Annotated in this window: 20 protein-coding genes and 1 tRNA gene; 13 read left to right on the top strand and 8 right to left on the bottom strand. The window is 62.7% G+C overall.

The window, feature by feature from the left end; all coding sequences use genetic code 11:
- Nucleotides 1–176 precede the first annotated feature (176 nt).
- The 3 genes from gltB to pyk all read left to right on the top strand — a co-directional run bounded on the left by gltB (nucleotide 177) and on the right by pyk (nucleotide 7,807).
- Entirely contained in the window at nucleotides 177–4,793 is a 4,617-nt protein-coding gene (gltB, locus tag J2805_RS17095) for a glutamate synthase large subunit (RefSeq protein WP_309978324.1), read from the top strand.
- Entirely contained in the window at nucleotides 4,786–6,243 is a 1,458-nt protein-coding gene (locus J2805_RS17090; RefSeq protein ID WP_309978322.1) for a glutamate synthase subunit beta, read from the top strand. The genes gltB and J2805_RS17090 overlap by 8 nt, the downstream gene beginning before the upstream one ends.
- A 73-nt stretch (nucleotides 6,244–6,316) precedes the next feature.
- The gene (gene pyk / locus J2805_RS17085) at nucleotides 6,317–7,807 is read left to right on the top strand and encodes a pyruvate kinase (RefSeq protein WP_309978321.1); all 1,491 of its coding nucleotides are present in this window, start codon (nucleotides 6,317–6,319) and stop codon (nucleotides 7,805–7,807) included.
- Between the two features lie 176 nt (nucleotides 7,808–7,983).
- On the opposite strand, the gene J2805_RS17080 is transcribed toward pyk, so the two are convergent.
- A complete protein-coding gene (locus J2805_RS17080; RefSeq protein WP_137322072.1) occupies nucleotides 7,984–8,589 on the bottom strand; it encodes an ANTAR domain-containing response regulator in 606 nt (201 codons plus the stop codon).
- Between the two features lie 207 nt (nucleotides 8,590–8,796).
- Between J2805_RS17080 and J2805_RS17075 the strand changes: the two genes are divergently transcribed.
- Nucleotides 8,797–8,878: transfer RNA gene (locus J2805_RS17075), tRNA-Leu, on the top strand.
- Nucleotides 8,879–8,966: 88 nt separating this feature from the next.
- Nucleotides 8,967–10,097: a tyrosine-type recombinase/integrase gene (locus tag J2805_RS17070; protein WP_309978317.1), complete on the top strand. Its 1,131-nt coding sequence runs from the start codon at nucleotides 8,967–8,969 to the stop codon at nucleotides 10,095–10,097.
- A gap of 15 nt (nucleotides 10,098–10,112) precedes the next feature.
- On the opposite strand, the gene J2805_RS17065 is transcribed toward J2805_RS17070, so the two are convergent.
- Together J2805_RS17065 and J2805_RS17060 are read right to left on the bottom strand one after the other, a co-directional pair.
- The gene (locus J2805_RS17065; protein WP_309978316.1) at nucleotides 10,113–10,358 is read right to left on the bottom strand and encodes a hypothetical protein; all 246 of its coding nucleotides are present in this window, start codon (nucleotides 10,356–10,358) and stop codon (nucleotides 10,113–10,115) included.
- A 57-nt stretch (nucleotides 10,359–10,415) separates the two neighbouring features.
- Nucleotides 10,416–10,691, bottom strand: coding sequence for an ArsR family transcriptional regulator (locus tag J2805_RS17060; RefSeq protein WP_309978314.1), 276 nt, complete (start codon nucleotides 10,689–10,691; stop codon nucleotides 10,416–10,418).
- 228 nt (nucleotides 10,692–10,919) lie between these two features.
- On the opposite strand from J2805_RS17060, the gene J2805_RS17055 reads away from it, so the two are divergent.
- A complete protein-coding gene (locus tag J2805_RS17055) occupies nucleotides 10,920–11,423 on the top strand; it encodes a hypothetical protein (RefSeq protein ID WP_309978312.1) in 504 nt (167 codons plus the stop codon).
- Here J2805_RS17055 and J2805_RS17050 read toward each other — a convergent pair.
- Nucleotides 11,377–11,700 (bottom strand): ArsR/SmtB family transcription factor, encoded by a 324-nt coding sequence (locus J2805_RS17050; protein WP_309978310.1) that lies wholly within the window; start codon nucleotides 11,698–11,700, stop codon nucleotides 11,377–11,379. The genes J2805_RS17055 and J2805_RS17050 overlap by 47 nt on opposite strands.
- Before the next feature lie 311 nt (nucleotides 11,701–12,011).
- Between J2805_RS17050 and J2805_RS17045 the strand changes: the two genes are divergently transcribed.
- From J2805_RS17045 to J2805_RS17035, 3 genes are all read left to right on the top strand, one after another.
- Nucleotides 12,012–12,794 carry an RNA polymerase sigma factor gene (locus J2805_RS17045; RefSeq protein ID WP_309978308.1) on the top strand — a complete coding sequence of 261 codons (783 nt, stop codon included), beginning with the start codon at nucleotides 12,012–12,014 and terminating at the stop codon, nucleotides 12,792–12,794.
- Between the two features lie 454 nt (nucleotides 12,795–13,248).
- Complete coding sequence (locus J2805_RS17040) at nucleotides 13,249–13,572, top strand: hypothetical protein (RefSeq protein ID WP_309978306.1); 324 nt, start codon at nucleotides 13,249–13,251, stop codon at nucleotides 13,570–13,572.
- Nucleotides 13,572–14,687 (top strand): C40 family peptidase, encoded by a 1,116-nt coding sequence (locus J2805_RS17035; protein ID WP_309978304.1) that lies wholly within the window; start codon nucleotides 13,572–13,574, stop codon nucleotides 14,685–14,687. Before J2805_RS17040 ends, J2805_RS17035 begins: the two co-directional genes overlap by 1 nt.
- Nucleotides 14,688–15,157: 470 nt before the next feature.
- Here the strand turns inward: J2805_RS17035 and J2805_RS17030 are convergent, their stop codons facing one another.
- The 4 genes from J2805_RS17030 to J2805_RS17015 form a co-directional block, all read right to left on the bottom strand.
- On the bottom strand, nucleotides 15,158–15,511 hold the full coding sequence (locus tag J2805_RS17030; RefSeq protein ID WP_309978302.1) for a hypothetical protein: 354 nt from the start codon (nucleotides 15,509–15,511) through the stop codon (nucleotides 15,158–15,160).
- 43 nt (nucleotides 15,512–15,554) lie between these two features.
- Entirely contained in the window at nucleotides 15,555–15,767 is a 213-nt protein-coding gene (locus J2805_RS17025; protein ID WP_309978301.1) for a hypothetical protein, read from the bottom strand.
- Nucleotides 15,768–15,780: 13 nt separating this feature from the next.
- A complete protein-coding gene (locus J2805_RS17020; RefSeq protein ID WP_309978299.1) occupies nucleotides 15,781–15,948 on the bottom strand; it encodes a hypothetical protein in 168 nt (55 codons plus the stop codon).
- 301 nt (nucleotides 15,949–16,249) lie between these two features.
- Nucleotides 16,250–16,534: a hypothetical protein gene (locus J2805_RS17015; RefSeq protein ID WP_309978296.1), complete on the bottom strand. Its 285-nt coding sequence runs from the start codon at nucleotides 16,532–16,534 to the stop codon at nucleotides 16,250–16,252.
- Between the two features lie 457 nt (nucleotides 16,535–16,991).
- On the opposite strand from J2805_RS17015, the gene J2805_RS17010 reads away from it, so the two are divergent.
- The 4 genes from J2805_RS17010 to J2805_RS16995 are packed head-to-tail and all read left to right on the top strand — an operon-like array spanning nucleotide 16,992 to nucleotide 21,623.
- The gene (locus tag J2805_RS17010) at nucleotides 16,992–17,279 is read left to right on the top strand and encodes a hypothetical protein (protein ID WP_043480665.1); all 288 of its coding nucleotides are present in this window, start codon (nucleotides 16,992–16,994) and stop codon (nucleotides 17,277–17,279) included.
- Between the two features lie 12 nt (nucleotides 17,280–17,291).
- Entirely contained in the window at nucleotides 17,292–18,683 is a 1,392-nt protein-coding gene (locus tag J2805_RS17005) for a type IV secretion system protein (protein ID WP_309978293.1), read from the top strand.
- Entirely contained in the window at nucleotides 18,676–20,166 is a 1,491-nt protein-coding gene (locus J2805_RS17000) for an SCO6880 family protein (protein WP_309978291.1), read from the top strand. The genes J2805_RS17005 and J2805_RS17000 overlap by 8 nt, the downstream gene beginning before the upstream one ends.
- A complete protein-coding gene (locus tag J2805_RS16995; RefSeq protein ID WP_309978290.1) occupies nucleotides 20,163–21,623 on the top strand; it encodes an ATP-binding protein in 1,461 nt (486 codons plus the stop codon). The genes J2805_RS17000 and J2805_RS16995 overlap by 4 nt, the downstream gene beginning before the upstream one ends.
- Nucleotides 21,624–21,630 lie beyond the last annotated feature (7 nt).

The following is a 21,630-nucleotide window of genomic DNA, read 5'->3' as shown; positions in this document are numbered from 1 at the left end:
CAGAGCTGCCGACGGGTCAAGCCCGGGTCAGGGGCCTGCGTAACTGTTAGTTCAGCAGGCCGGGCTGACCTACAATTTCCAGTAAGTAACACTTTGTTGTGCCCGTCACACCGGCACCGCGAGTGGGGCCAACGTTGTCCCTTCCATACGCACGATCAGGAGGAAGGACGTCTCCCATGACCCAAACTCTTCACAGCCCCAGTTGGTCCGAGCCGAACCAGCCGGCTGCCGCCATGTCACCGTTCAAACGGTTCGCGGCGCTGCCGGAGGCCGCAGGACTGTACAACCCGGAGCAGGAGAAGGACGCCTGCGGCCTCGCCATCATTGCAACGCTCCGTGGTGAGCCTGGCTACGACATCGTCGACGCCGCCCTGACCGCCCTGCGCAACCTGGAACACCGCGGTGCCGTGGGTGCCGATGAAGGAACGGGCGACGGCGCCGGGCTGCTGATGCAGATCCCGGACGAGTTCTTCCGCGCAGTCACGGAGTTTGAGCTTCCGGCGCCGGGACAGTACGTCGCCGGTACAGCCTTCCTTCCGGCCGAGCAGCGCGAAGCCGATGCGGCGAAGGCCGGCATCGAGGGCCTCGCAGCCGATGAGGGCCTGACCGTCCTCGGCTGGCGTGAAGTCCCGATCGTGGCCGACCTCGTCGGTGCCATGGCCCGGGCCTGCATGCCGTACTTCTCCCAGCCGTTCTTTGCCTCCAGCACCGGGGAAGTGCTGGAGCGGAACGAACTGGACTCCCGGGCCTGGCGCATCCGCAAGCGTGCCCAGAACAAGTTCGGCGTGTACTTCCCGTCGCTGTCCTCGCGGACCATCGTCTACAAGGGCATGCTGACCACTGCCCAGCTGGAGCCGTTCTACCCGGACCTCTCGGACAAGCGCTTCAAGACCAAGCTCGCGATTGTCCACTCGCGCTTCTCCACCAACACCTTCCCGTCCTGGCCGCTCGCGCAGCCGTTCCGCACCATCGCCCACAACGGTGAAATCAACACCGTCAAGGGCAACCGGAACTGGATGCGTGCGCGCCAGTCGCAGCTGGCCAACCCGCTGCTGGGGGATTCCCCCGAGGAGCTGTACCCCATCTGCACCCCGGGTGCCTCCGACTCCGCGTCGTTCGACGAAGTGGCCGAGCTGCTCTGGCTGTCCGGGCGCCCCATCACGCACTCGATCATGATGATGATCCCCGAGGCCTGGGAAAACCACGCCACCATGGATCCGGCCCGCAAGGCCTTCTACGAATACCACTCCCTGCTGATGGAACCGTGGGACGGCCCGGCCGCCGTTTCCTTCACCGACGGCAGCCTGGTGGGCGCAACCCTGGACCGCAATGGCCTGCGCCCGGGACGCTACTGGATCACCGAGGACGGCCTGGTGGTCTTCGCCTCCGAGGTGGGCGTCATCGACGTCGAACCTTCCAAGGTGGTCAAAAAGGGCCGTGTGTCCCCGGGCAAGATGTTCCTGGTGGACACCGAAGCCGGCCGGATCATCGACGATGAAGAGGTCAAGGCTGAAGTGGCCGCCGCCAACCCGTGGGCGGAGTGGGTCAAGGACAACCTGATCGACCTCGACGAGCTGCCGGAACGCGAGCACGTTGTACACACTGCGGCGTCCGTGAACATCCGCCAGCGGACCTTCGGCTACACCACCGAGGAACTGAAGATCCTGCTGGGCCCGATGGCCCGCACCGGTGCCGAGCCCCTCGGCGCCATGGGGTCGGACACTCCGGTAGCCGTGCTGTCCAAGCGTCCCCGGCTCCTCTTCGACTACTTCGTGCAGTCCTTCGCGCAGGTGACCAACCCGCCGCTGGACGCCATCCGCGAAGAGCTGGTCACGTCCCTGATGTGTGCCATCGGCCCGAACGGCAACCTGCTGGACACCAAGCAGGTCCGGCAGCCCCAGGTTTCGCTGCCGTTCCCGGTGATCAACAACGACCAGCTCGCCAAGATCGCCAACATCGAAAGCCCGGACGGCGACAGGATCGCCATGAAGGTCCGCGGCCTGTACCGCCCCGAAGGCGGCGAAAACGCCCTGCGTGCTCGCCTGACCGAAATCTGCGAGCAGGTCTCCGGTGCCATCAACCGCGGCGTGCAGTACGTCGTGCTTTCCGACCGTGACTCGAACGCGCAGTGGGCGCCCATTCCCTCGTTGCTACTGGTCAGCGCCGTGCACCACCACCTGCTGCGCAGCGCCAACCGGACCAAGACCGCCCTCGTGGTCGAAGCCGGCGACGTTCGCGAGACGCACCATGTGGCAGTCCTGATCGGCTACGGCGCGTCCGCAGTCAACCCGTACCTGGCCATGGAATCCGTGGAACAGCTCATCAGCAGCGGCGACGTTGTTGGCGTGACCGCCCAGGACGGCGTCTACAACCTGATCAAGGGCCTCGGTAAGGGTGTCCTGAAGATCATGTCCAAGATGGGCATCTCCACGGTTGCCTCCTACACCGGTGCGCAGACGTTCGAGGCCTTGGGACTCGGCCAGGAGCTGGTGGACGAATTCTTCGCCGGCACCCACTCCCAGCTCGGCGGCGTCGGCCTCGACGTCATCGCCGCTGAAGTGTCCGCCCGGCACCAGATGGCCTACCCGGAAGGCGGCATCGAGCAGCCGCACCGCCCGTTGCTCGGCGGCGGCGAGTACCAGTGGCGCCGTGACGGTGAACCGCACCTGTTCAACCCGGAGACCGTCTTCCGGCTGCAGCACGCCACGCGTGAACGCCGCTACGACATTTTCAAGTCCTACACCCGGGGTGTGGACGACCAGTCCGAGAATCTCATGACCCTCCGAGGCCTGCTGAGGTTCAAGACCGGTGAGCGCCCGGCGGTGCCGCTTGAGGAAGTGGAGCCCGTCTCCAGCATCGTCAAGCGCTTCTCCACCGGTGCCATGAGCTACGGGTCCATCTCGAAGGAAGCCCACGAGACCCTGGCCATCGCCATGAACCGGCTGGGCGGCAAGTCCAACACCGGTGAAGGCGGCGAGGACGTGGACCGCCTGCTGGACCCCGAGCGCCGCTCGGCCGTCAAGCAGATCGCCTCCGGCCGGTTCGGCGTCACGAGCCTGTACCTGACTAACGCCGACGACATCCAGATCAAGATGGCGCAGGGCGCCAAGCCCGGCGAAGGCGGCCAGCTGATGGCGCAGAAGGTGTACCCCTGGGTTGCCCGGACGCGGCACTCGACTCCCGGCGTCGGGCTCATTTCCCCGCCCCCGCACCATGACATCTACTCGATCGAAGACCTCGCCCAGCTCATTTATGACGCGAAGCGCGCCAACCCTTCGGCCCGGGTTCACGTCAAGCTTGTTTCCGAGGTGGGCATCGGCACAGTTGCCGCAGGTGTCACCAAGGCGAAGGCCGACGTCGTACTGGTTTCCGGTCACGACGGCGGTACCGGCGCCTCGCCGCTGAACTCGCTCAAGCACGCCGGTGTTCCGTGGGAACTGGGCCTCGCAGAGACCCAGCAGACCCTGATGCTCAATGGCCTGCGCGACCGCGTGGTGGTGCAGGTGGACGGCCAGCTCAAGACCGGCCGCGACGTCGTGATCGCCGCACTGCTCGGCGGCGAGGAATTCGGCTTCGCCACGGCACCGCTGGTGGTGGAAGGCTGCATCATGATGCGCGTCTGCCACCTGGACACCTGCCCGGTAGGCGTCGCCACGCAGAACCCCGAACTGCGCGCCCGCTTCACCGGCAAGCCCGAGTTCGTGGTCAACTTCTTCGAGTTCCTGGCCGAGGAAGTCCGCGAAATCCTTTCGGAGCTCGGTTTCCGCAGCATCGAAGAGGCTATCGGCCACGCCGAAATGCTGGACACCCGTGAAGCGATCAGCCACTGGAAGGCCGAAGGGCTGGACCTTGACCCGATCCTGCACGGACTCGAGTTCGACGACGATGCCCCGCTCCGGAACCTGACCGGCCAGAACCACGAACTGGACAAGCACTTCGACCAGCGGCTCATCACCATGGCCGCCGAGGCGCTGACCGACCGCAGCCCGGTGAAGATCGCCGTGGACGTCACCAACACGGACCGTTCCGTCGGCACCATGCTGGGCCACACCGTCACCAAGACGTTCGGTACCGACGTGCTGGCCACGGACACGATCGACATCACGCTGACCGGTACCGCAGGCCAGTCGCTGGGCGCCTTCCTGCCCGCCGGCATCACCCTGCGCATGTTCGGCGACTCGAACGACTATGTGGGCAAGGGCCTCTCCGGCGGCCGCATCATCGTCCGCCCGGACCGCACCAACGTGTTCCAGGCGGAGAGCAACGTGATCGCCGGGAACGTGATCGGTTACGGTGCCACCAGCGGCGAAATGTTCCTGCGCGGCCAGGTGGGCGAACGCTTCCTGGTCCGCAACTCCGGTGCCACCGCCGTCGTCGAAGGCATCGGCGACCACGGCTGTGAGTACATGACCGGTGGCCAGACGCTGATCATCGGCCGCACGGGCCGCAACTTCGGCGCGGGCATGTCCGGCGGTACGGCCTACGTGCTGGACCTGCGGACCACCCGCGTGAACAAGCAGGCGCTGGAGTCCGGCGAGCTGCAGCTGCGCGAACTGGATGCCGAAGACCGCGACATTGTGCACGGCCTCCTGGTCAAGCACGTCGAGGAAACCGAATCCCTGCATGCTCAGCGGCTGCTGGAAAACTTCGACGACACCGCTGCCCGCATTACCAAAGTCCTGCCGCGCGACTACGCGGCCGTATTGCAAACCCGTCTCGACGCCATCGAAGAGGGCCTGGACCCTGATGGCGAAGAAGTATGGTCTCGAATCCTGGAGGTGACCGGTGGCTGATCCACGCGGATTTCTGAAAGTACGTCAGCGTGAAACCCAGCCGCGCCGTCCCGTTCCCGTCCGCATCATGGACTGGAAGGAAGTTTACGAGGCCCAGGAAAAGGGTGTCCTGAAAAGCCAGGCCGGCCGCTGCATGGACTGCGGCGTGCCGTTCTGCCACCAGGGCTGCCCGCTGGGCAACCTGATTCCCGAGTGGAACGACCTCGTCTGGCGGGACAAGGGCGACGAAGCTATTGAGCGGCTGCATGCCACCAACAACTTCCCCGAGTGGACCGGCCGGCTGTGCCCGGCTCCGTGTGAGGCGTCCTGCGTGCTGGGGATCAACCAGCCCGCGGTGACCATCAAGCAGGTTGAGGTTTCCATCATCGATGAAGCCTTCGAGAACGGCTGGGTCAACCCGCTGCCTCCGACCCGCCTTACCGGCAAGACCGTGGCAGTAGTGGGCTCGGGCCCGGCAGGCCTTGCAGTTGCCCAGCAGCTGACCCGGGTGGGTCACACCGTTGCCGTGTATGAGCGTGACGACAAGATCGGCGGGCTCCTGCGGTACGGCATTCCTGACTTCAAGATGGAAAAGGAGCAGGTGGACCGCCGTCTTGAGCAGATGAAGGCCGAAGGCACCCGCTTCCGGACCGGAGTCGCCGTCGGCACCGACGTGACCTGGGAGCAGCTCCGCCGCCGCTACGACGCCGTGGTTGTTGCCACCGGCGCCACCGTGCCGCGCGACCTGCCCATCCCGGGCCGCGGACTCGAAGGCGTCCACTACGCCATGGATTACCTCGTTCCGGCCAACCGCGTGGTGGCGGGGGAGCAGGTGGAGAACCAGATCCACGCCAAGGGCAAGCACGTTGTGATCCTGGGCGGCGGCGACACCGGTGCCGACTGCCTCGGTACCGCCCACCGCCACGGGGCCGCTTCGGTGACCACCCTGGCGATCGGCAAGCAGCCGTCCGTGGAGCGCACCCCGAACCAGCCCTGGCCCACGTTCCCCACCCTCTTTGAGGTTGCCAGTGCGCACGAAGAAGGCGGCGAGCGTACATACCTTGCCTCCACCGTGGAGTTCGTCGGCGAAAACGGCAAGCTCACCGGCGTGAAGGTTGCCGAGACGGAGTTCGTGGACGGCAAGCGGCTCCCCAAGGCCGGTACCGAGCGGATCATTCCCGCGGACCTGGTGTTCCTGTCCCTGGGCTTCACCGGTGCGGAGCCCGCCGGGATCACCGAGCAGGTCCACGCCGAATTCGACGGCCGCGGCAACGTGGCCCGTGACGGCTACTACATGACCAACACCGAGGGTGTGTTCGTTGCCGGTGACGCCGGCCGCGGGCAGTCGCTCATTGTCTGGGCCATCGCCGAAGGCCGCGCCTGCGCTGCGGCGGTTGACAAGTTCCTGATGGGAACCACGATCCTGCCTGCCCCGGTTGCTCCAACCGACCGGGCGATCGCCGTTCTCTAGTCACAAACGGGGGACCACGGAAGTTCACCTGCGGTACAACTCCAATCCAGAATCAGACCAATAGGGTAGGTATATGAGACGCGCTAAGATCGTGGCAACATTCGGACCGGCTATTTCCAGCTTCGAGAACACCCTCGCAGTTATTGAAGCCGGCGTCGATGTTGCCCGCATGAACATGAGCCACGGAGACTACACCGTGCATGACGGCACTTACGAGAACGTCCGTAAGGCCTCGAAGCAGCTGGGCAAGCCCGTTGCCATCATGGCCGACCTCCAGGGCCCCAAGATCCGTCTTGGCCGGTTTGTTGACGGCCCGCACGAGCTGGCTGTCGGCGACATCTTCACCATCACCACCGAAGATGTGCCGGGCACCAAGGAGATCTGCTCCACCACGCTCAAGAGCCTCACCGACGACGTCAACGTCGGCGATGCGCTGCTGATCGACGACGGCAAGGTGGCCCTGCGGGCCCTCGAGGTCGACGACGTCAAGGTGGTCGCCCAGGTGACCGTCGGCGGCATGGTGTCCAACAACAAGGGCATCAACCTGCCCGGTGTTGCCGTCAACGTTCCCGCGCTGAGCGAGAAGGACGAGGACGATCTGCGTTGGGCCATGCGCCGCGGCGTGGACATGGTGGCCCTCTCCTTCGTGCGTGACGCCACGGACATCAAGCGCGTCCACGAAATCATGGACGAAGAAGGCAACCGCGTGCCGGTGATCGCCAAGATCGAAAAGCCGCAGGCCGTGGAGCAGCTGCACGAGATCATCGATGCCTTCGACGCCATCATGGTGGCCCGTGGCGACCTTGGTGTGGAGCTTCCCCTCGAAGAGGTTCCGATCGTCCAGAAGCGCGCCATCGAACTCGCCCGCCGCTGGGCCAAGCCGGTCATCGTCGCCACCCAGGTGCTCGAATCCATGATCGACAACCCGCGCCCCACCCGCGCAGAGGCCTCGGACTGCGCCAACGCAGTGCTCGACGGCGCCGACGCAGTTATGCTCTCCGGCGAGACCAGCGTAGGCAAGTACCCGATCGAGACCGTTAAGGTCATGGCACGGATCATCGAATCCACCGAGGTCCACGGCCTCGAGCGTGTTCCCCCGCTAGGCACCAAGCCCAAGACCCGCGGCGGCGCAATCACTCGTGCCGCCGTCGAGATCGCCGACCAGCTGGACGCAAAGTACATCTGTGCGTTCACGCAGTCCGGTGACTCCGCCCGCCGCCTGTCACGTCTGCGTCCGATCAAGCCGGTCTTCGCCTTCACCCCGGTGGAGCACGTCTGGAACCAGCTCGCACTGACCTGGGGCATCCAGCCGGTCCTGGTCCCCATGGTGGACCACACCGACGAGATGACCGCCCAGGTTGACCGCAGCCTGCTGGAACTTGGGATCGTGGAGGACGGTGACCTGGTGGTCATCGCCGCCGGTTCCCCTCCCGGAAGGGCCGGTTCGACGAACTCGCTGAAGGTCCACAAGGTGGGAGACCTGGCCGACACCGGCCGCGTCGGCGAGGCCGCCAGCAACAAGGAAAAGCTCGGCCCCTGGCCGGAAAAGAAGAAGAAGGCCTAGTAGTCCTCCGGGCGCGGCGTTAGCCCGCACTGAGAGCAAAAGGAAGGATCCCCGCCACTTGGCGGGGATCCTTCCTTTTGTCTCGGGCGGCCGGCTTTGTCTCTGGCGGCCGGCCGGTGGGCCGGCCTGCCGACGCGACAGGCCGCCGTCGTGCGTTGCCTGTCGGGGAGCGTTAGTTAGTTGACCTGGTTGATGATGGTTTCGGCGACCTCGCGCATGCTGAGGCGGCGGTCCATGGAGGTCTTCTGGATCCAGCGGAAGGCCTCGGGCTCGGTGAGGCCCATCTTGGTGGTCAGGAGGCTCTTGGCGCGCTCCACGAGCTTGCGGGTGGCGAACTGCTCCTGCAGGTCAGAGACCTCGCTTTCGAGTGCCTTGATTTCTTCGTGGCGGGAGAGCGCGATCTCCAGGGCGGGGATCAGGTCCGCCGGCGTGAACGGCTTGACCACGTAGGCCATTGCGCCGGCGTCGCGGGCGCGCTCCACGAGTTCCTTCTGGCTGAACGCCGTCAGGAGCACGACGGGGGCGATACGGGCCTTGACGATCTTTTCGGCGGCGGAGATGCCGTCCATGACCGGCATCTTGACGTCCATCAGGACGAGGTCGGGCTTGAGTTCCTCGGCGAGCTGGACGGCCTTCTCGCCGTTGTCCGCTTCGCCGATGACGTCATAGCCTTCGCCCCGGAGGATTTCGATGATGTCCAGGCGGATAAGGGTTTCGTCCTCGGCGACAATCACGCGGCGGGCCGGCTGGGTGTTGGGGTTTGACTCCGTCTGTTCTGACACGGGAACTCCTTGAAAGGTACGGCGGGAACGAGTCCATCTTAGTTGTGCCCGCCGTTGTACTTGGAACTGCTTGGGTTCGTTGCGGCTGCACTGGCGCGATTCTGGAATTCAGCCTATCTGCATGTAGAGTAATTTCGCGCACTGGAAGCGATTGCGTTGCTCACAACCGAGCTGTGAGCATAAGATTGTTACTTCCGTGTAATCCGCGCCCGAGTGGCGGAATTGGCAGACGCGCCGCACTCAAAATGCGGTATCGAAAGGTGTGTGGGTTCGAGTCCCACCTCGGGCACAGTGTTTCCGCAGGTCAGCGGGGTTTTGGACCCCGGAGTGTGCACAAAAGCTCGTTTTTTGTGCACACGAAGCCTAGAATTTTGGGCATGGCCAGCGTTTGGGAACGAAAAAAATCGAATGGATCGACGTCCTTTACGGTCCGCTGGCGGAATCCTGAGACGCGAAAGCAAGAGGGGATTACCCTAGCTACGTCGGCCGAAGCCCAGACGCTGAAGCGCCTCCTCGACGCGAACAACCAGTCCTTCGAAATCGCCCAGCATGCGATGGTCAAGAACCAGACCAAATCACCCACTGTGGCGGCGGTGATCCAGGAACACATCGACCTTCTGGTGCGCCCGTCCGTCGGGACGGTCCACACGTACCAGACGATGTTGAAGCTGCACATCGCGGACGTCATCGGCCACATTCCCGTGGACAAGCTGGACTACCGGCACCTGACCTACTGGATCAAGACGATGCAGAAGAAGGGCAGGTCTCCGAAGACCATCAAGAACAACCATGGCCTGATCTTCGCGGCCATGGAGACGGCCGTTATGCTGCGCTACCGGAAGGACAATCCTTGCCGACATGTTCAGCTCCCGTCGGGCGAAAAGGCAGAGGATGAGGCCCGGTTCCTGACGCACGCCGAATTTGGGATGATCCTTGAATGCATGGGGGAGCGGTACAGGGCTTTCACCGAGTTCCTGGTCATGACCGGAACCCGCTTTGGCGAGGCAACGGCCGTGACCGTAGCTGACGTGGACCTGATGTCCAAGCCCGCAACAATGCGGATCAATAAGGCATGGAAACGTGGCGCTGATTCCGAGTACTACATCGGTGCTACCAAGACGGGCGCCGGCAAGAGGACGGTTTCCTTGAACCCGCATTTGGTGGAGGTGCTCATTCCCCTGGTGGCCAGCCGGCCTGGATCGGAGCTTCTGTTTACGACGCCAAAGGGTGAACGGATCATTCACAAGCTGTATTGGCATCACTACTGGGTTCCGGCAGTGAAAGCGGCGCAAGCGCGCGGGCTGACCAAGTCGCCCCGAATTCACGATCTGCGCCATACTCACGCGTCCTGGCTAATCCAGGACGGCGTTTCCCTGTTCACGGTGTCTAGGCGCCTGGGGCATGCGTCCACGCGTACGACGGAGCAGGTGTACGGCCACTTGATGCCACAGGCACTTCAAGATGCCGCGGATGCCGTTGAGCGGTCCGCCGTCGTCTGGCGCGGCTAGCGGCGCTCGCCCGAATTATGAGTATTTCTGCCGTGCCTTGGCCCGGGTCCCGATCATTCGGACGGAGGCCTGGGAAGGAGTAGATGATCGGACTTCGCGCAGCTGGGCAATCTCCTTCAGGTGGACAGACGTGAAGACGATCTTTCCCTTGCCCCAGACGGAATGCGGGAACTCTCCCTTGGCGGCCCCCTCACGGAGCCACGCCTCTGAGCACTTGAGGACCGAGGCGGCCTCGGCCGGCTCGAAGAATTCAAGTTTCATGCCTTCTTCGATCCTTTCGTGATTGTGCTGCGGCAGTGCTCCGTGCTGAGTCCTGCCCTAGTTCATCGGAGCAGGGCCATCCGGCGGCATGACCGCGTTGCCGAAAGTCGCTGCAAAGGCATAGGTCTGGCGCCGCACTTGCTCCGGAGAAGCCGTGAAATGGCTGGAGGCGCGCTGCACGAGGCCTGCGTTGCCAAGGAAGTAGAGCTGCCGGCGGATGGTCGACGGCGATGCCTGCAGCTCGGCTCCGATTTCGCTGCACGTTGATGGACCGTTCTTGAGTAAGAAGCGGACAATTTGGCTTCGCGTTCGGTTCATCAGGATGTTCGACATGGAGACCGGAACCTAAGGAATGAAGGGAGCGTGTTGCTGTAGACGGGTCTACAGCAGCAGGTTACCCCTGCTGAGGTCATGATGGAAGGGCTTGTTTTTGCCCATGAATCTTCTAAGGCACCGGGACCCTGATTGCCGAGGCGCATGACTCGCGGAATACTGGGCGGTAGGGCGGGGGCGGTACCTGACTGGACTGCCGGTGTTGAAGTGGCTGATCAAGGGGCGTTTATGCGGATTGACGAGACAGGGCACGGTGCGGGGCTGTCGCCTCAGGCCCAACTCGCCCGTCGTTTGAACCTGCTGCTCGACGTTGTAGTTGCAGAGCGCGGGAAACCGGTGACGTTCAGGGAAGTGCAAGCAGACCTTGCCCGGAGGGGCATCAAATTGTCCCGCGCGCGCTGGTTCTACATGAAAGAAGGGACTGGCCGCCTGGTCAGCGATCCGGTTTTGCTGGCTGGCCTCTGTGACATCTTCAAGGTAGACCCGTCCTATCTGACTGGCGATGATGCAGCCTTGCCCCAACGCATTGATTCCCAGCTTGAGTTCGTCAAGTCCCTGCGTGCGGCCCGTGTGAAGACCTTCGCCGCACGAACCCTTGGGGACGTATCACCGGAGACCTTGCAGGCCATATCTGAATATCTCAACAAGGATATTGGGCGCCACCCGGGCGGGGAGCAGGCGGCGGCTAGCCCTCCAGAAGATATTCATGATGAGCCGCCAGCAACTCCTTGATCCTTGCCGGGTTGGCTGAATAGCGCGGCGATCGGCCGTGGCGACGGCCTGGTTCGACATCGACTACGATGGCGCCGGACTCCTCCAATGCCAGCAGGTGCTTGGCCACACTAGGTTCCCCGGCGCTGACTGATGCCGCAATGTCCCCACGGGAGGCCGGCCCGTGCGCCGAAAGGTAGCGAAGGATCTCATTCCGTGAACGGTTGCCGAAGGTCGCGACGGCGGCTTCGACGTCGGCCGACCATGCGTCGTCGTGAGGCTGGGTAATCCTTGGCATGGAACCATTCTTATCTACAGCTCGAAGAAAAGTAAGACTCGTCGTCTTGACGATACTTTAATTATCCTTGAGAATAGTTTGCATAGCCTTAGTGCATTCGCGGTCGGTCCTCGTTTAGAGGCCATTCTTGAGGTGTCGGGAGTGCCGCCACCGGAGTTACTGGAAGCGTTTAGTCGAAGCGGTGAAGACCAATGCGAGTCGAAGCCAGAGCGAATCAGGCCCACCATGACGCAGCAAATGCAGTTACCGTTGATGTTTCCTTGCACAGGCCGCCAGCGCCGACCGCGCTGGCAGTCCCGGTGGATCAAATCATGGTCGCCGTCGACGGTGTGCGCCGATATGTCGTGTCGCATCTGTCCCGGATCGGCCGAGCCTGCGACGTGGACGACGTTATGCAGGACATCCGGGAAGCGGTGTGGGATGGAGTGACCCGCGGCCATTATCGGCAACTCCCAGGTATTCCCTTCGGGGCCTGGGTCCAGGGAGTGTGCGCCAACGTGTGCGCCGCGCATATCCGCAGGGAACTGAGCCATCAGACGTTCCCGTTGCTCATGGAGCCCGGGGATGCGGACGGTCCGGCGTCACTCGATGCTCTGGCTATTCTCGGTATCGGCGGAGTGGATCGCAGTGCTGAGAAGATCATCGATCAGGAATGGGCGCGAACGATTATCGAACTGACGCGGGCAAGCGTGCCGGCGGAAGTTTGGGAACTTGCCGTTGGCAGGCTTACCGGGCCCCGCCAGTATGGTCCGCCATCGCCGCAGGACCGCCGCCGATGGCATGCTGCGACCGTAGTGCGCCAAACAGCCAGGACTGTTCAAAACGCACTGGAGGTTGAGCCGGCGGAGATCCGCAACATCGCGGACGTATGCCAGCGTGCGGCGGAATGCCTGCCCACGACTGTGCTGCGCCGTACTGCGGCAACCATTGTTCGTCCCGATCTGCGAGGACCAGAGCGGACCGGGGCCTTGGCCTCGTTGGCCGCTGAACTTGGCGTCACGGAGCGCTACGTTGCTGTGCAGATCGGCTTCGCCCGAAGGCTGTATCAGACGTCCTGGCGGATTCTCCGGGGTGGAAGGCGACCTGCCCGCTGAGTCATGTCCTCAGTCGACCATCTTGCAATGAACAGGTGAGGAGGCTGGTATGTCGATGACCCGGAGAATTGCATTGCCTGGCTCGAGCAGCAAACGGCGTTGGTTGGTCCTAGCGTTCGTGCTTTTGAGTGTAGTCACCGTGTTGTTCGCTATCACGCGGCCTACCCCGAGGTCCGCACCTGAGCCAGGTCCAGCGCTGTCGACGGCTCCGACTCCCCAGAGTTCGGCGGCCTTCTCTACTGGGCCGCAGTCAGAGGCGCTGACGACGGCTCCCCCCGCCGTCGAAGGACCTGGCAGGTATGGCCCGCCCCGCACAACGGACTTCCGCAAGCTGGCATCGGCGGTGGCGACAGCTGTCTACACGTGGGACACACGTGGGGCTTCGTACTCCGAGGTGTACTCCGGCCTCCGAAACTGGTGGCATGTGCTCCCTGACGGGTCCAATCCTCTGGCCGTGTTTGTCCGGGAGTTCGAAGCGACCGGGATCAACGCTGGAACCTATCAGTATCTGGCCGGGCAGCAGGCGTTCCGTTCGGCCGGGGTCGAATCCATGATGTGTGATAGTGAGCTTGCCAAGGTGCGGGAGCGACCGGCGCCATGGGTTGGTCTCCATGTTTGCACGGTCTTTCTTCGCGTCTTGGATCAGTCAATTTCTGCCCGCAACACGTACACGGCCTCAGTCAGCGTCATGGTCAACTGTCCGCCAGCCGCCAGTGCTCCTTCGGATCATTGCATCATGGTCGGCTTCTACGCCGCGCCGAACAGGATCGTCTACTAATGCCCGCTCCGGCGTTGCTGGCTGTCCTGGCAAGGCGCCGGATCATCCTCCGGGCTCTGGTGGCCGCGGCCACGACCGCGATCCTGGCGGGTGCTTTTGCGCTCTGCGCGGCCGTTGCGGTGCTCGGCGCCAATGCGACGAGCATCGGCTCGATGTGCTCTTCAGCAGGGTTGAGTGGTCAGCGAGGCGCCGACGTGGGTGGTGTCTTGGACATCGGCAATAGCAGCCAGCCGCCGGTCAACCTGACGGCCCGGCAAATGAGCCTCGCGGAGGACTACATTTCAGTCGGCAAGCAATTGGGCGTGCCGCGAGATGGGCAGATCATCGCAATCATGATGGCTCTGCAGGAATCAAGCCTCAGAATGCTGGCCAACGTGAACGTCCCCGAATCTCTCAACTATCCGTATGACGGTATCGGAAGCGATCACGATTCTCTTGGCACGGCCCAGCAGCGTCCAGCTGCTGGCTGGGGGAGTGTCGGAGAGCTGATGGATCCCATCTACAACGTACGGGCTTTCTATGGTGGACCGTCTGGTCCCAACCGGGGGAGCCCCCGCGGGTTGCTGGACATCCCTGGATGGCAAACGATGAGCAAAGGCCAGGCTGCCCAGGCTGTTCAGGTGTCGGCGTTTCCTGAGCTGTATGCGCGATGGGAGCCGGAAGCATCGGCAATCGTTGTTGCGCTCGCAGGAGGGACAGCACCTTCTCCTTGCGTCGATACGCCGTCCGACTCAGCGCCGACACCAGGGTCGGAAGATTTGAGTCAGATCCGAAAGGATATCCTTCGGTTTACCCAAACCGGCGTCGGTGGGTCCTATGTGTGGGGCGGGACGGCGTTCAAAGCGTGGGACTGCTCCGGCTTCGTCCAGTGGGTCTACCGGCAGGCCGGAATCAACCTCCCGAGGGTGGAGCAATGGAGGGTTGGGGTGCGGACGACCAATCCGCAGCCAGGGGACCTAGTCGTCCAGAACGCACAAGGGCCGAACACCTGGGGCCATGTTGGCATCTACGCCGGCGATGGGATGATGTACAGCGCACTCAACCCTTCGGTGGGCACTCTCGTCCATCCGATCGCGTGGAATTCGGATACGGCCTATTTTGATCTCTTGACCTGACAACTAATTGTCGCCGTACCCGTCCTGGCGCCGGAGTCGGGTGGCCGTATCGATGTATCGATGTTTTCGTTCTGCCTGATTGCAGCATGCTCAAGCATGCGAGGGGACGGAGGCTAGACATTCTGAGGTAGTGGGAAGTCTTGGATTTGCCGACGTCACTTAGGTGAGTGCGGACGAGGAGAGTCGTTGGTGGAAGTCCGTTGTGAGAGCCTGCAGTCTCTCCTCCGACAGTGCATCGGCATTGCAGACACACTTGTTCTTCTGAACGCCCCATTGACCGGCAAGGTGGTGTGCGAACTGGCGCTACCCTCTGGATGAACAACTCAAAGCTGTGAAGCGACGGCATCTCAGGGCGCACAGCCGCCTTCGGTCACGACGCTCCAGTCGTCCGGACGAAAACAAAGAAGAGCGGTCCAAGACAAAAGTGCCTTGGACCGCTCACCCTTGCTTGACTGGACAATAGCTTCGAATCAGTCAGCGCCAGGGCCGAACTGTTGGACGAGCTCCGGCGTATTCCTGATGTGGAGCTCGAACTCAAGTGCCTGATCGTCCTTGGCCAGCTCGGTTAGCATCTGAGTGACAGTAGTGCTCTGGTGCGTCAGCTGCATTGTCACCTTCAGGTGGTCGATGTCCGGTTGCACTTGCGTGCGTTCGACCCTCCCGAACATCTTTTTGACTTCCACCCACTGCGGTTCATTGTGCTTAGCCAACTGTCGGTCGAGGTCGGCGCGCAGACCGTTCAGGTGCGCTCGGCTCTGATTATTATCTGCTTGCTTCGCTGTGATCTCAGCTCGTCTCAGATCAAGATATGGCCGATTACTCAAATTGGTCGATCCTCCTATTCGGCATTAGCTGTCACATCGCCGGTTATCCCCGACGATTGGCTTCTTCGAAGGTCTCGATCATTTGTTTGGCTTCATCAATGTTCCGTTGGTAATTGTCCAACACGAACTGCCTCGGAACGGAGCCCGCATTAGCCATCGAGACGACAGCGTTGCTGTACTTCTCCTCGGCCTCTGCGAGCATCTCCTTGGCATTTGCGATGTTTTGGTCATATCGGCCCATAATGCTCGCTTTCAACAAGGTGAGACGGCTAGTAGTGGATCTTAAGCGTATCGATAGCACCTGCAAGCCCGGGAAGGTTTTTGGCCTTGTCCTGCAATTTCTTCAGGATGCTGTTGTCGTGCCGAAGTGCTCCTTTGTCGGACTGCTGCTTGAGGTACGCGAAGTCTTTTTTATAGTCATCCGGAATGGTCGCCATTGGAAAACTGCCCCCTATTTGTCTTTGCGCTTACGAACGGAACGGGCCCTGCGGGCGCCGCATGATCATCATGTCCGACGGGTAGGCACTAATCAAGAGTTTTGAAAATTGAATGCTCCACGGGCGTAATCCTTCCGTCACGGATGACAAAATGACGGGCTTGGTGTTGGAGGATCTCGCTCTGTTCCGGAGCAACAAGGAACGCCGCCCTTGGGCTAAGTACGCTACCAGCATTGAACCTTTGCGCTATCAATGGCACTTAGGCTTTTCCGCTGATTTCGCCTCTAATAAAGCAAATTCGCTACAGCTCGCTCTCGCCCTTCCACTCTTCCGGTTTCACTCGCTTGATGCTCGATGAGTGCGCCCAGCCCATGTGGTACTTGCCAGAAGAGTCGAGCCATTCAATCAGGCCGTAGGTGTGCGTCCACCCAACGGCCTTGCCGTAGATTCCGCTCACATAGACCAGGGGCCGGCCATACTTTGGGAAGTCGCGGATTGGAGCTGGGTCGTCAATCGGTCGGCTCTCTTCGGCCTGCATCCGGGCAAACATGCGCTCGGAGTCGTCGGGAGTACCACGCTTAATCACCTCTAAATCATAGAACATATGTTCGAATAGTTCCCTGGCCCCAGAGCCTCTCGCCGCCTCAAAGCGGCATCCCATTGGTCCAAAGCCTTAGATACCTGCTCCATAGCCAGCTGTGGGTAAAGCCAGGTACGCCGCGCGGTTCCTCAAAGCCCGCGTCAGCGACATCGTCGATGAAGATAACGCCAGGGGATGATGGCAGCTGCGGCTTCATCGTCACGGACTTACAAGCCCCGAACGCCCTCCGGAAACCGCTCGAAAGCTGCGAGTAGGCCATTCCCCGCTCGGCCGCGACTGCGTGTTCGGCGTGTTGTAGCTAGCTCACGCAGCGAATCCGTGTGCACGTTGCGCAGGTGTATCCATAAGGTCAGACAGAAGGTCATGTCGTCCCACCCCGCCACCTCCATGAAGTCGTGAGCCCAACCCCTCATTCCTTGGAAGACGACAGATGGAGCGCGCGATGTTTCTGGCAGCTGTGGACCCTGGCATCACCCCAAACACGAACTTCCCGTTTCTGGAATCACTCAAGCAGATCGGCGGAGGCATCCTAGTCGGGGCCTTCATTGTGATCGCGATAGTGGCGATCGTCGGAGCCGCCATGCTCCTCGCAGGCAAGCTCAGCCAGTCATCGCGGCTCGCTTCGGGCGGCGGCATGATCCTGCTTTGGACAGGACCGGTGGCCGCGATACTCGGTGGGATCAATGGCTACATCCTCTGGTCCCAGTCGGCTTTCAATCTCGGATTCTAGGTCCAGCCCGTCATGCCTGTTCAGTGCGATCTGGACGGATGGTGGCCGCCCGGTTGCGGTCTCGTCTCGCAAGCGAACGACGGCGTCCAAGGCTCCATCACGTCATTCTTCGCGAACATTCTCCAGGGCTCCGCATCCTGGATCTGGTCCTTCATCACGGGCGCGTTCAGTGTCTCTGACGTCGATGATTCTCAATGGACGGCGGTCGAAGGACTAACGAGTTGGTGGGTTGTCATCATGATGACGCCACTCGTCGTGGCTATGATCCTCCAGTTGCTGTCCGGTCTGATCAGCCAACAACCCCGCCGCCTGGTGCGGGCAATGGTTGGCGGTGCTGCGGCCATTCCCCTGGTGGCGGGTGCAGTTTACCTTGTCCGGCAGCTCGCAAAGGTGGGAGATTCCGCAGCTACGGCATTGCTCGACTCCATGGGGACGGATCCCTATCTGGTGTTCATGCGGCTCTTTGGCTTCGAACGGGCCCCGGCGGACTCCGGCCGGGAATGGAACGTCGTGTCGTTGGCCCCAGGAACCAGCGGCGGTGCGGCCGGGGCCGTCGTCGTCACCGTGATGGCTGTCGTTGTCGTCTGGATCCTGGCCTTCATCCTGATGTGTTCGATGATCTTCCGATCCTTTGCGCTCATCGTGCTCGCCGCTGTTGCTCCGGTCGCTCTAATGCTGATGCCGTGGGAGAAGACGAAAACTTGGGCCCGTCGGTGGTGCGAGATCGTCGTTGCCTTGCTGCTCGCCAAACCGCTTGCCGCAACGGTGCTGGCTGTGGCCATCAAGCTCTTTGCCGAGTCGAAGTCATTCGCCGGGCTGGCCGCTGGTGTTGTGGGCATGGCTCTGGCCTGCGGTGCGCCTCTGATGGCAATGCGGCTAGTGAGTTTCGCCGGAGGCGAGCTGGCCGCGGCCGCGCAAACTGCCGGTGGCGGGCAGGTCCTCACTCGAACCTCCAGTTTCACCGCCCGGCAGATCAGCCGGCAGACCGGTGGCCGTTTCACCCTGGCCGGGATGGCTGGCCGTTCGTCGATGACCCGCCCAATCCAGTCGAGTCGTCACCAATTTCCCACCCGCACGCTGCCGGCCGGAGCCACTCTTCCGGGAAGGCCAACGGGTACGACGTCGTCATCGGCGCCAGCTGGCAACGCTGGTGCGTTGATGCTCGACGCCGGCACCCCGGCCGCCAGCCCAGCCTCGCCACCGGGAAGCAGCGCACAGCCGCGCCCGGCACCGGGCGCATCGGCACCGGGGAGCAGAAGTGGCGGCCAGGGCCCCAGCGAGCCACCAAGGCCGTCCTCGTCGAAGCCACCGAGCGACGCGCCACCGATCGCCCCGACGGCTCAGCCTCCCATCCACCGGCCAAGAGTAATCCAGCCCCCAACCGACGGTGATGTCCATGTCTGAAACTTCACGCACTCTCGAGGCAGTCAAATTCCCCCGTTACGAGCGCCGCGGCCTGTTCATGGGACTGAAGTGGTACCAGCTGCTGTTGCTCGCGTCCGGCGTCGTCGTGGCAAGCCTGGCATCGGCATCTCAAGGACCGATCGGCTTGTTCGCGTCGGGACCGTTGTGGCTGGTGCTGATGCTCCTCGGCTTGTTGCAGTATTCACGGATTCCGTACCCGGTATGGGCCAGCCATGCCCTCCTGTTCTTCTACCGATCGATGGCCGGCCAAACAAAGTTCCTAATCAGACCCGAACGAGCAGTCCTGGCCGGACGGCTGGCGCTTCCTGGCGGACTCGGGAACCTCGAATTGCGTCGGACCTCGCGAGGGGAGTGTTTCATCGTGGACGCCCGCGGCCGGGAGGCCATTGCGGTACTTCGCTGCAGCACCAGGTCATTTGCGCTGTTAGACAGCGACGACAAGGCATGGGCCGTTCAGGCCTGGTCCCGCGTACAGGCGGGCATGGCCCAGCGGTCAAGCCTAGCGAGAATCGCCGTGCAGGACTTTACGGTTCCGTATCCGTCCACCGCCCTGCGGGACTTCTACGAAATGGCGTCACCGCGGCCGGCGGGCGACGCCAGCGAACTCACTTGGGGTCAGCGCGCGTACGAGGACCTGATTTCGGCGGCCGGGTCCACGATGAGCCACGATCTTCTGATCGCTCTGGTGGTGGATACAGGCAAGGCCCGACGCCGGATCAGAGAGTCAGGCGGGGGACTGGTCGGTGTCGAACGGGTGCTTCGTCTGGAGGCCGAGGCCATGACGACAGCGCTGGCGACGCACAGCGTCAGGGTGGAGGAGTGGCTGCCGGAGAACGGAATCCTCGACGTCGTTCGGGGCGCCTTCGATCCTGCCGCCGTCGCAAGCACGGCAAGGAAGCCGGCCAAGAAGGAACCATACCCCCGAGACTCCATGCCGCCTAACGTGCCTGCGGGGCCGATGGCCGTAGAAGAGCACTGGACATACGTCCGCACTGATTCCGGTTTTCATCAAACGTTCTGGATCGCTGAGTGGCCACGGCAGAAGGTGTTTCCGGGTTTCATCCATCCTCTGATCTATGTGGGCGACTTCCGGCACACTGTGACGGAGGTGATTCGGGCCGTCCCCACAACTGAGGCGCTGCGGGACATCCGTTCCGCCCAGGAAGCCCATGAAACAAGACGCCGCATCAACACCCGCTTCGACAGGCCGCTGACCCGCGAGCAACAAGCTGAGGAAGAAGAGGTCGCCCAGCGCGAGGAGGAGATCGTCGCCGGACACGGAGACGTAAGGCCCGCTGCCTATGTGACCGTTACTGCAGGGACCCTGGAGGACCTGGCCCGTCACCGGCAGGAACTGGAGTCGGCGGCCGCGGGAGCCTTCGTCGAATTGCGTCTACTGGCCGGGCAGCAATGGGCTGCATTCGTCGCCGGTGCACTCCCGTTCGGGAGGGGTCTGAGATGACACGTACAAACCAGTCGGTGGAATACGTGCCGTCCGGCGTGAACCGCAAGGAGCGGAAGGAACGACGGCGGCGGGCGGCTGCCGCTGGTAGCCGCCCGTGGGCGACAGCTCTAAACCGGGCTGGTGAGATGGTCGGCACTCGGTTGGACACCGCCGAGCACGGCGGAGACTGGGGGAGCAGGGAACCTGTCTCGCTGCGTGGCCCGCACCGCCTGCGCCCGGCACCACACCGCGCGTCCACCCTGACCTTCGCCGCGGCGTATCCGTTCATCACAGAATCGGGGCTCGGTCACGAAGGCACGTATATCGGAACAGACGTTTTCGGCTCGGGTGCGTTCTCTTACGATCCGTGGATTCTCTATGACAAGGGCGTCATCAGCGGACCCTCGATCGTTGTTATCGGCACCGTTGGGACCGGAAAGTCCATGTGCGGAAAGTCCCTGGTGGCAAGGTCCATAACGCTGGGGCGGAAAGCCGCCGTCGCCTCCGATCCCAAAGGTGAGTGGGTTGCCGTCGCCAATGCGGTTGGCGGCAAGGTCATTTCCGTTGGCCCGGGTCGCACCGCACGGGTCAATCCCCTCGACGCGGGGCCGCGGTCCAGCGCCTTGAGTGAGGCGCAGTGGCAGGCCGTGGTGCGCCAGCGCCGTCGCTACCTGTTGGTGGCACTGGTTTCTCTCATGCGGCAGGGCATGCCCCTCCGTCCTGTGGAGCACACTGCCCTGGACATGGCTCTCATGGAGACGGTAGCCGAGAACTCGAATCCGACGCTTCCGATGGTTCTGGACCATCTGTTGAACCCGTCGAAGGAAACGATCGGGCTGGTGGGCAAGGACGGGGGACTGGCCGTCAGCCACTCCTTGAGGCGGACAGTCTCCGGTGACCTGGAAGGCATGTTTGACGCCCCGTCTACGGTCGCTTTCGACGCCGATGTGCCCATGATGGTGATGGACACTTCTGCGCTCATCGGCGCCTCGGAGCAAGCATTGTCACTGGCCGCCGCGTGCGGTGCTACTTGGCTGGAGGCAGCCGTCACCAATCCCGACGGCGGCAAACGGCTGGTGGTTTACGACGAAGGCTGGCGCATGCTGGCCGACCCGTACATGCTCGCCAAGATGAGCGAGCAGTGGCGGTTAGCCCGCACCTACGGCATTGCGAACCTGCTCATCATGCATAAGGTGGCCGACCTCAACGAAATTGGAGACAGCTCCAGCGGGCATCGGCAGAAGGCACTCGGCCTGCTGACCGAGGCGGACACCAGAATTATCTATCGACAGAAGCACGACGCCATGCGACTGACGAAAGAAGCCCTGGGGTTGTCGGAGGCCGAGTGCGAGCACGTAGAGAACCTCCCTAAAGGTGTTGGCCTCTGGAAGGTCGGGAACCGTTCCTTTATCGTGGCGAACCGGGTCACGACCGATGAGCTTGAAGTTTTCGGCACCGACGACCGGATGATCTGAATGCCAA

This window comes from Arthrobacter oryzae, from assembly GCF_031454875.1.
Classification (GTDB): domain Bacteria; phylum Actinomycetota; class Actinomycetes; order Actinomycetales; family Micrococcaceae; genus Arthrobacter; species Arthrobacter oryzae_D.
This window is presented reverse-complemented; position numbering and strand designations above follow the sequence as displayed.